Annotated in this window: 18 protein-coding genes; all 18 read right to left on the reverse strand. The window is 46.2% G+C overall.

The window, feature by feature from the left end:
• Positions 1-29: 29 nt before the first annotated feature.
• Complete coding sequence (locus ACYVD4_RS31755; RefSeq protein ID WP_460952452.1) at positions 30-632, reverse strand: hypothetical protein; 603 nt, start codon at positions 630-632, stop codon at positions 30-32.
• A gap of 1 nt (position 633) precedes the next feature.
• Positions 634-951: a hypothetical protein gene (locus ACYVD4_RS31760; RefSeq protein ID WP_460952454.1), complete on the reverse strand. Its 318-nt coding sequence runs from the start codon at positions 949-951 to the stop codon at positions 634-636.
• A 161-nt stretch (positions 952-1112) separates the two neighbouring features.
• Complete coding sequence (locus ACYVD4_RS31765) at positions 1113-1409, reverse strand: hypothetical protein (RefSeq protein WP_460952456.1); 297 nt, start codon at positions 1407-1409, stop codon at positions 1113-1115.
• Positions 1410-1498: 89 nt separating this feature from the next.
• Positions 1499-1906: a hypothetical protein gene (locus ACYVD4_RS31770; RefSeq protein ID WP_460952458.1), complete on the reverse strand. Its 408-nt coding sequence runs from the start codon at positions 1904-1906 to the stop codon at positions 1499-1501.
• A 9-nt stretch (positions 1907-1915) separates the two neighbouring features.
• Complete coding sequence (locus tag ACYVD4_RS31775) at positions 1916-2638, reverse strand: hypothetical protein (RefSeq protein ID WP_460952459.1); 723 nt, start codon at positions 2636-2638, stop codon at positions 1916-1918.
• Positions 2635-2856 (reverse strand): hypothetical protein, encoded by a 222-nt coding sequence (locus ACYVD4_RS31780; protein WP_460952461.1) that lies wholly within the window; start codon positions 2854-2856, stop codon positions 2635-2637. The genes ACYVD4_RS31775 and ACYVD4_RS31780 overlap by 4 nt, the downstream gene beginning before the upstream one ends.
• 6 nt (positions 2857-2862) lie before the next feature.
• On the reverse strand, positions 2863-3378 hold the full coding sequence (locus ACYVD4_RS31785) for a class I SAM-dependent methyltransferase (protein WP_460952462.1): 516 nt from the start codon (positions 3376-3378) through the stop codon (positions 2863-2865).
• Between the two features lie 276 nt (positions 3379-3654).
• Positions 3655-4776, reverse strand: a complete 1122-nt coding sequence (dnaN, locus tag ACYVD4_RS31790; protein WP_460952464.1) for a DNA polymerase III subunit beta — start codon at positions 4774-4776, stop codon at positions 3655-3657.
• Positions 4777-4788: 12 nt separating this feature from the next.
• A complete protein-coding gene (locus tag ACYVD4_RS31795; RefSeq protein ID WP_460952465.1) occupies positions 4789-5112 on the reverse strand; it encodes a hypothetical protein in 324 nt (107 codons plus the stop codon).
• 31 nt (positions 5113-5143) lie between these two features.
• Positions 5144-5329 (reverse strand): hypothetical protein, encoded by a 186-nt coding sequence (locus ACYVD4_RS31800; RefSeq protein WP_460952466.1) that lies wholly within the window; start codon positions 5327-5329, stop codon positions 5144-5146.
• The gene (locus ACYVD4_RS31805) at positions 5326-5595 is read right to left on the reverse strand and encodes a hypothetical protein (protein WP_460952468.1); all 270 of its coding nucleotides are present in this window, start codon (positions 5593-5595) and stop codon (positions 5326-5328) included. The genes ACYVD4_RS31800 and ACYVD4_RS31805 overlap by 4 nt, the downstream gene beginning before the upstream one ends.
• 149 nt (positions 5596-5744) lie before the next feature.
• Positions 5745-6098, reverse strand: coding sequence for a hypothetical protein (locus ACYVD4_RS31810; RefSeq protein ID WP_460952469.1), 354 nt, complete (start codon positions 6096-6098; stop codon positions 5745-5747).
• Between the two features lie 229 nt (positions 6099-6327).
• Complete coding sequence (locus ACYVD4_RS31815; RefSeq protein ID WP_460952470.1) at positions 6328-6846, reverse strand: hypothetical protein; 519 nt, start codon at positions 6844-6846, stop codon at positions 6328-6330.
• A complete protein-coding gene (locus ACYVD4_RS31820; protein WP_460952472.1) occupies positions 6843-7100 on the reverse strand; it encodes a hypothetical protein in 258 nt (85 codons plus the stop codon). Before ACYVD4_RS31820 ends, ACYVD4_RS31815 begins: the two co-directional genes overlap by 4 nt.
• 2 nt (positions 7101-7102) lie before the next feature.
• Positions 7103-7393, reverse strand: coding sequence for a hypothetical protein (locus tag ACYVD4_RS31825; RefSeq protein ID WP_460952474.1), 291 nt, complete (start codon positions 7391-7393; stop codon positions 7103-7105).
• Between the two features lie 2 nt (positions 7394-7395).
• Complete coding sequence (locus ACYVD4_RS31830; protein WP_460952475.1) at positions 7396-7683, reverse strand: hypothetical protein; 288 nt, start codon at positions 7681-7683, stop codon at positions 7396-7398.
• 2 nt (positions 7684-7685) lie between these two features.
• On the reverse strand, positions 7686-7925 hold the full coding sequence (locus ACYVD4_RS31835; protein ID WP_460952476.1) for a hypothetical protein: 240 nt from the start codon (positions 7923-7925) through the stop codon (positions 7686-7688).
• 103 nt (positions 7926-8028) lie between these two features.
• Positions 8029-9117 carry a DUF7666 domain-containing protein gene (locus tag ACYVD4_RS31840; RefSeq protein ID WP_460952478.1) on the reverse strand — a complete coding sequence of 363 codons (1089 nt, stop codon included), beginning with the start codon at positions 9115-9117 and terminating at the stop codon, positions 8029-8031.
• Positions 9118-9173: the final 56 nt, after the last annotated feature.

Below are 9173 nucleotides of genomic sequence, written 5' to 3' on the forward strand. Positions count from 1 at the left end.
TTCTCGAACGGCAGTCCAATTTCAATTCCCTAGGGGTTCGATTTAAAGCCAAGTTTTTCAAGTACTGGCAATAAGGCATACATACTCTCGCCTGACAAGCCTTTATCGCCCAGTGTAAAACTACGTAAATTCCCTTGATTGACGCCTGATTGACGCGAAATCGCGTTCAGATTTAATAGCGATGTGCGTAACACAGGCTCTTCGTCAGTGCCGCCAACGCGCTCAGTGAACCAGTTACGCACAGCATCTTCCAATAACTTTTTGGATGCATCGTTCTGGCTGGGCGCTCCTAGTTTAGTGCGACTGTACACGTCTTCAAAACGCACATTCGTATACAGTAGTTTAAATAGAGCAGTGAAGTCGCTGTAGTGGCTTTTATGGATAGTCGTACCCATCGACTCAATAAACTTATCGCCACGTTCAGAGTCAGTGAAATAAACAGGAAGTTGGTTATCATTGACCCAAAATAGCTTGTTAGGCGCGCCATCAGGCTTTCCTTCTTTTACCGAAACGGTAGCGAAGTAATAACGTCCGGTCGAGTCTTTGTCGAGCAAAACAATTGTTTTCTTTTTGCGTGCGCCTTGTCCATCAGGGATAACAGCAATAAAACGGGCGAGAATCTTGGTTTCCATATTAGATAACGTTTACGTATTGGAGTGAATATTGAGGATACATTGCTTTGATGTTGCTTTCGATTTCTTCGTCTGATAAAGACGTCCATTTAGCGTCGAAGGTGATCGCCAATAACTGAGTAGCAACAACCTGATCGCCACCGCCAGCCCAAATACTCAGCTTTACATACGAACGCCCCAGCTCTGCATTGGCAAATACGTTGGTTTGTTTGGCTACTGCCCACGCTGTTTTGATGGCGTCACTAAAGGTTTTTAGGCCTTTGCGAAACATCGTCCAGGCAGACTTCATAATTTCAGAGCGATTGTATTTGGCGTTCATGGCGTGCTTTGTTTGTGCGTTTGATGAATCAAAGGTAAGAATTAAATCTAATTCATGTCAAGTATTTACGTAGAATTATTTTTAATTCTTTCTACCAATTGATTAAACGGTACCTTTCCCCACAAAAAAGCCCGAAACAGGCGTCCGGGCTGTGGGTGGGGTTAGTTATTCTTTCGAGGCCTGAACTCCCACGTATCCAAAACCTCCTGCCAGCTTCGCCACATCAGGCAAGCCACGTGCTTACCATTGCCATTGAACAACTCAGCTACTACCCTATCATCACTGTAATCCATATCGCCTGGTTCTTTAAAGACGAGTTGACCAAAAAAGCCTTTTGTGAATGTTTTTAACGTACCCGCATCGTCTTTTCTGGCAATAACCACAAAGCCTTTTCGCTCATCACCTTTGCCATTTTTAAATTCTGTCCACAGAATATTTTCAGGAACCTGATGTGTCATATAAGTAGTATTTTAGGTGTATCGGAGAAGTACGAAAAAGGTAAGTCCATCCTGCCCGTTTCGGCAGGGAGTCGAGGAGGGTTGGTTGGTTATTGGTTATTATGATCTCGCCACGCGGCATCGTATTGATTCTCTGGCAAGGCTTCAAGTTGATCATTCCAATAGCCAGCATCCTGCATATACTTCTTTAAAGGGCCTTGTGGCTGTTCGTTTCGTTTCAGGCACACCCATTTAATCCAACCATATTTGATATTCTCTTTATGGAGTTTGTAGAGGTCGATTATTTCGCTAGGAGCCTCGTTATCGTTGCTGATAATGGGTTCAAGGTCGGAACAGGCCCACGCAAAAACATCATTGCAAAGCACATAAATACCTGTTGTGATTCCTCCGCCCTTACGTTCAATACTCATGGGGAATACGACATCGTCCGCTAACAAACAGGCTAATGCCAGCGATTCGTTTGTCTCTTCTACAATCTTAGATTCGTCTATAGTCATGGCGGTTGGTTAGCTAATACGTTCGATAAGAGGTAATTTAATCATACGCCCCATGTGTCCCTCTGCCCATTCCGGATTTGCATTGCCTACGCCAATAGCTCCGAGTTTCCACACCATTGTTGGTGTATTTTTTGCATAGCCTAACCGGAAGCGTACATGCGTGTGGCGTTGCGGGTAAACACCTCTGGGAATAATATCGTCGGGGCATTCACTGGTAAAGATTCGCTTCCACCAGTAGGGTTTTATGTCGCGGTATTCTTCTTTCTTCTCCCCCGACTCAATCATGCGGTACCACTTTGTTTTGAGTACCAGTTCGAGCATTTTCTCTTGTTGTGGCATGGGCTGGTTTGTTTCAGGAGCTCCTTCTTCAATCTGCTTACGTACGTGGCTTAACATATCTCTGGCAGCTTTAACAGCAAAGCGAGAATCCTCCACTGTTGCTAAAAGCATGACCGTTTCGATTATTTCTTTCACCAGATCACACCCTTCGTAATAAGGCGTGTAAATCATCTCGTCAGACTGATTGCCTTTATGCTTGTCGATAGTACGATGTAATCGATTTATATCATTCTGGCAGATGATGCTGAGCTTCTGTACTGTACTGAGTAATGGCCCTTGATAGGATGACGAGCCTTTGATCTGGTCAGCATACTCTTCATGTACGTATTTCATACCCTGAATGAGCAAGCCTAATGCGTATATAGGTTCAGAGTGTATGTGCTGTGCTGTCATGGTGTTTGGAGAGTTTGAGTGTGGCTGTAGAGGTAATTCTGGATACGCACCAGATCAGCAATGTGCATTTGTAGGTGTACGATACTAACAGATAAATCGGACTCGCTGGGGTCATCTAAAAACGCTTCCGTCTGTGCTTCTTCCATACTACGTAGCTGGGCAATTCTACCAGATAGCCACGCGTTTTCGTCGTTGTCAAATAGTGTACGTTCGTTCATCTTGTTTTATCGGTTAGGCTGGTCGGCGGAGGTGGTTAAGCCTTTCATGAATGTTAGCCAATGCGTGTTTGAGCTTTTACCTGACTGGTGCCCCAGTAAAGGTGTTGCGCCAATCACGTCAAGAATTTTACTGGTCTTTATCTGGGTTTCATTCCACTTAAATATAAGCGTACCGTACGGCTGTAAGACGCGCATACATTCGTCAAATCCTGCCCGAATGTCTGTTTCCCAGCTAGGAAGTAGGACACCATACTTTTTAGCTGTCCACGAGTTTTGCCCCAGCGATTTCAGGTGTGGCGGATCAAATACAACCAATTTGAACGTATTGTCAGCAAACGGCATACAGCGAAAATCCACCTGCACATCAGGCTGAATGGTAAGATTTCGTCCATCGCACAGTACGTGTTCCTCTGTGCGAATGTCTGCAAACAGTACGTTTGGGTTGGACTTATCGAACCAAAACATCTTACTGCCACAACAAGCATCTAGAATGTACTTACCAGTGGTGTCTATTGTTTTCATACTGCTTTTTACAATCCCTCTCCCTCCACAAACTCGTGGATGGCGTAGGGCATGGAATGGTACTGTAATAGATCCTCTTTGCTCGCGTATGGACCAGCAGGTAGAGTTGGCTCCATGTTGTTGCCTAGCAGGATCGCCCACCATCCGAGGGATTGGGGCTTGGGTGGTTCTGGCTTTTCTGGCTCGTTGGTGTTCATAACTGTGCTGATTTGGTGTGTTACAATCCTTTTAAAACCTCCCCCTGCGCGTATAGTATTACAGGAGGAGGTTAGGGGTTTACGCAAACTGGCGAATTGGCTCTGGCATGAGTAGCGTTGTGATTGACTCGTCGTCACCTGTCAGGATAGCCGCACGATTGGGCGCGCTCATGGCAAAAGCCACTGTTTCGCCGTTCAGGTGCGATAAAATGGTTAGCAACCGATCCCCATTAAAACCTATTTCTATAGGCTCGTCGGCGTAGGTGACAGATATTTGTTCTTCTGATTCGTGACTAAAATCATAATCGGCTGACGAAAAGCGAAGGTTGTTATTATCGACTTTAAACGAGATGATTTTTGTTGATGATGCAGTGATTAACATGAGCTTTAGTGCACTCGTTAGCTTTCCTTTATCCACCTCTAACCGCAAAGGATTTTGGGTAGGAATAGCGTTTACGTAGTCAGGAAAGCGTTCATCGATCAACCGGGAAATAAGTGTAAACTGACCTATTGCTACTTCAATATTAGTAGGTGTCAGCGTCAGCGTTGCACTACCTTCATTCTCCTGATAGGCTTTTAAAACCGACTTGACGAAGTTGCCGGGAATAATTGATTTGGGTATATCCTCTCCGTCAAAACCAGTTATAGGATATTCGACCAGTATATTGCCGTTGGTGGCGGCAAACGTTAACATTTCATTGCGCTTATGCATATATACGCCCGTCATAGCAGGACGTAAATCATCGGTGGAGGTTGCGTAAACAGTGCCGCCTAAACCATCCATAAAGCGATGTAGATCGTCGTTTTCGAGGGAAAGGGTAAATTCCTGTCCTTTTTTTTCTGGCATCTTCGGGAAGTCCATCGCATTGTCGCCAGAAAGTTTTGTTTTGCCTGAATCCCATTTCAGGGTCGTGCTAAACTTCTCACTATCGACCAGTAACGTTATTGGTTGTTCGGGTAGGGCGGATAAGAACTTGATTAGCTTGTCGGCTGGCAGTAAGAATTTACCTGAATCGGTTGAGTCGACCTGCACACTGGCAAGAAGCGTTGTTTGCAAATCTGACCCTTTCAGCGTCAGTTTACTATCCTGCAAATCGAAATGGATGTTTTCGAGTACAGGGACAATCGGGTTGTTACGTATAGCGCGGGATACGAACGAAACTGCTTTCTTTAAAATGGAGGAGGAGATTAGAATTTTCATTGGATAGTTAGATTAAATGGTTTGTAATACCCGGCCCAATGTGTAGCCGTGCTTTTGAAATGCATTTTCAATGCCTTCCTTGATGTCAGCATCGACCAGGCTGCCAGTTAGGCGAATCTCTACTTTGTCTCGATCCTCTGGAGAGACGTATTCGTCCACATGAACGATAATATATCCTTCATTCTCTAAAGCTGACTCTATGTCATTATTCGTATGAGCCAGCTCATTGTCAGCCACGACAATAAAGTCTTTACGTTTGAGGTAGGATACTATTTCACCTGTAGGAATAGTGGACAGTATTGCTGTGTAATCCTGAGTTTTTGTTTGGGCTTCCATGATGTTGAATTGATTCGTGTTAATGTTTCGTTTACCGACTGGTCTGGGCCTGTTCTTCCCCTGTTTTCACTTTCGCCCTGTACTGCGTATTGTACTGACAGAGTGCAATCAGAATCGCCAGAATCCCTGCTGTGATGAGAATGCCTGCTATGACCCGACGATTTTGGGTGAGTGCGGAGTCCCCTTCGATGGGGTGGTGGTTGGTGAGGTGTTTCATGCCGTCTCTGCTTTTAGCGTGAGCCAGACACTTTCAAGTGCGAACACAAGCTGTTGGAGGTGGTGGACGCCGTTCAGGGTAGCGATAATGTTCCCATAGTACGTTAGCGTCCATTCGTCGCCATAGCACTCGACGTAGAAAATGTAGATCGGGTGAGGCTCATCGTCTTCAGGTACAAAGGCAAAGCAGGGGCGACTGTAGGCGCGTGTTACGTCGATTCCGCCAAGGTTTTTGAGCCACTCGGACGTGATCTGGATGGGCCGCAACGTGTCTACACGGCATAAATACTGTGGTATTTTTTTGTATTCCCTGCTCTGGATAGTGTCCTGCCTTATGCGTTCCACCACCTGTATCGTGCTATTCGCGGACAGCACATAACTCCCTACGCACAGCGATCTCACGTCGATTGCGTCCATTACAGTACGTTTTTAAAGGTGTTATAGGGAAATCCAGTACTCAGCATGGTATTCACATAGCGACTCACGCGCCCCCACAGGCTCAGGTCGCGAAAGCCCACGACCGCCCAATCCTTTTTTGTAATAAGGGCTCTCCTGTAGTTTTCAACCCACATGCCGTCTTTGTTGCCCTGTTCATCGCAGGTAGCCAAACGTACTTTTGTGCCGATTGAATTTATTCGTTCAACTAAAAAGTAGCCGTTTGTCCCACGTATAATATCGCCCGGTTCAACGGGCAGTGGTGCGCTAACGCTTTGCCCTATACGTAATACTTCCTGACGAAATTCCTGCAATACTTGGATGGTCTGGTTCATGATTGGGTGAGGTCTATTGCGTTTAGAAAAATAGCGAGAGGTGATAGGGGTTCTAGCTGGTAGGTGCTGACAGGCTTTCGAATACCCTGCACGTGACAGGTAGCGCCTAGTGGTGACAGAATCCTGGTCAGGTAAGGGCGTTCTTTATAGCCCTCTGTATGCACCACCGCCCAATAAATAACGAGGGTGCCCTTGCGAGTGAGGTGGCGGGATTGGGAGAAGGGGGAGGTCATGACTCAACCTCCTCCTCAGGCCCAATAATTTCCTCTTTAAGTCTTTTATATTCTGAATAGGTCAGTTCGACCATATCCGCATTAGGCGTAAAATCAACGCCTTCGTACAAACTGAGCAGGTAAAACTCACGCCCGAAAACCATACCGACACGATTAATGATTTTCTGACCGACAAACTGAAAACCTTTGAACCCTACAATTTCATTCAGACTATGGTAACTAACAGTAGGCAACGCCTGAATGCGGTTGATTAGCTCACGATTGGCTTTTATTGCCTTAGGAAAGTAATAGTTGCCATCATCTGTTCTATACGATAGCTTCCAATTTTTGGGACACTCCGCAAAGTGAACACCAATAAACCCACCGCCTAGACTTGAACCACCCGTTGCTATTGAGGGCCCACCTCCAAGTTCTTCAGCTAAGTCACATGCCTGAATATTATAGGCCTGCATGTTAATATAAAGTTGAGTTATCTTCTGGCCTGTTGGTGTATTTTTATTGATCTTGAATTTCATGGTGTCTTATTTTTTGGTGTTTTTGATTCCCTAAACGTGCCTCCGCTACCGGGGTGGCAATTGTATTTCTCTGCCTGATTGTAGAGGGCTTTTCTGGCCTTGCCACGCTCGTTTTCGGGTATATCCTTTGCATAGCCAATGCGTTGGTAGAGCGTTTTTGAAGCCAGTTGAAACTGATCTTCTTTGGTGAGCTTGTTTACGTAGTCGTACCAGATTTGCAGGGCTGACTTCGTTTCGGGTGCGGCGGTGTTCATGGCTATTCGAAATAAAAGCCTTGGGCCTTTTCAATAACTTCTCTGTTCTGCTCGTACCGATGCGACCCTAAATACTTAGGATCAAAACACAGTGCTGCATGCGTCTCTTTTAGTTGTTCCAGCAAATCAGGAGCGGCCGCCATAAGCCTTGCATTTGCTTCAGCTTCTTTACAGATACTCTCATTCAATAAATCAGATTCACCATAAAACGGCTCTGTCTGTAGTATTAAAAAGCCTGCATAGTTAACTGCAAACCAAGGCCCCGGCGTATGTTGATTCTGATTGGTTTCCATCGTTATTCCCAGTTTAGCCCCCAAGAATGGCAGCGGTTGACGATGGTGAAGATGTTGCTTACCTCAAGCACTTCATTAAACGAGTAGTAGCTTATATCTCCATTCTCGAAAAAGACGACTTCTTTGCTTCCATTTCGAAGAGATATGTGAGGAACTTCCTGCTCAATATGATGAATCTCGAAATCCTGTAGTTGCCGATCACTCGCCAGATTCGCCAGTTCTTTCAACTGCTCGTCGCTTAAATCAGCGTAGGAGGTCAGGGGTGCGGGGGCTATTGATTCGGGGAACATGGCTAGATACGCGAAGCCAGCTTAATGGCTTCTTTTTTATTCTTAGCGAATACCTCTTTGCCTTTAATCACGAATCGATGCAGTTTCTGAATCTGTTTAGCGTCCTGCTCCATTTGACGCTTCTGCCCCTCTGTTGGTGGTGGAGGGCTGAATGGCGAACCGTTTCTAGTGTTAATCCCTGACATAGCCATACCTAGTATTGCCATTGCAAGCCAGCCACTTTTTCTGTGTTTTTCGTACATGATTGCTAAGAGTTTTAATTCCCTCGAATTCGGGGGTTTTAGAGTTTAAGGGTAAAGACTAGCCCAACGCATGGGCCTGAGCCAATCTGATTTATCCACACCATTAGGGATTGCCTCCCCCTTTCTTCTGCCGCTTTGACTTTGAAAGCTCATTAGCCTGCTGAGGCTCTGTATCTATTCCAGTAATTTGCTTGAAGATCGTTGCCGAAAAGTTGGGCAAGGACGTAAATAAATTACGTTGTCTGTCGGTTAATTGCTCCCACCACGTAGCGTGCGCCTGTCTGTATTCGTGACGCTTTAGGTAGCCTTCCTGCGTTTCAGCGCGAGGGAATTGCTCTTTCTCCTGATCGCTCATTTTGCTCCACGAAACCCATTCAGTCAGAACAATATCACGCATCAACCAGTACGCTTCTGTGTCGCGCCATTGCAAAAGCGTCATGCCGCTAGGCTTATTGAACATCAGAATTTCAGTGCCTTTTGTGCAGAGCACGCCCGTCAAATCATTACCACTGTTCCAGTCGCCACTGTTCCGGTTACCACTGTTCAGGTTACCACTGTTCCGGTCGCCACTGTTCCGGTTACCACTGTTCCAGTCGCCACTGTTCCAGTCGCCACTGTTCCAGTCGCCACTGTTCCGGTTACCACTGTTCAGGTTACCACTGTTCCGGTCGCCACTGTTCCGGTTACCACTGTTCCAGTCGCCACTGTTCCGGTTACCACTGTTCCGGTTACCACTGTTCCGGTCGCCACTGTTCCGGTTACCACTGTTCCGGTCGCCACTGTTCAGGTTACCACTGTTCCGGTCGCCACTGTTCCGGTCGCCACTGTTCAGGTTACCACTGTTCCGGTCGCCACTGTTCAGGTTACCACTGTTGGCGCGACCCGTATTCTCCTTTCCCTGATTAACCAGCGTCAGCACTTCGTGCCACGTTAGTTTGCGACCGATACGAATGTGGTTCGTGCAAACCTTGTTGCCGTTTTCTTCCGTGTCGATCTCACCTAACGCTTCGACTTCGCAAACGATATTACTGGAATCGAATTTGTAGTATTCGAAACAGTCGTTGGGCTTAGGGCAGAAGTGAAAACCGTTTTGACAAAGGGCTGGCTTACCGTCTACTTTATGTTCACTATTTACTGAGAACTGATGTTCGCGACAGGTAAAGTCACTGTTGAAAACTTTAAATCCTTTCATGGTGAGAATGTTAGTTGCTTTCGTTTATCCCCCGACCACCGCAGCCGGGGGAGGAT

It is taken from the genome of Spirosoma daeguense (assembly GCF_054776875.1).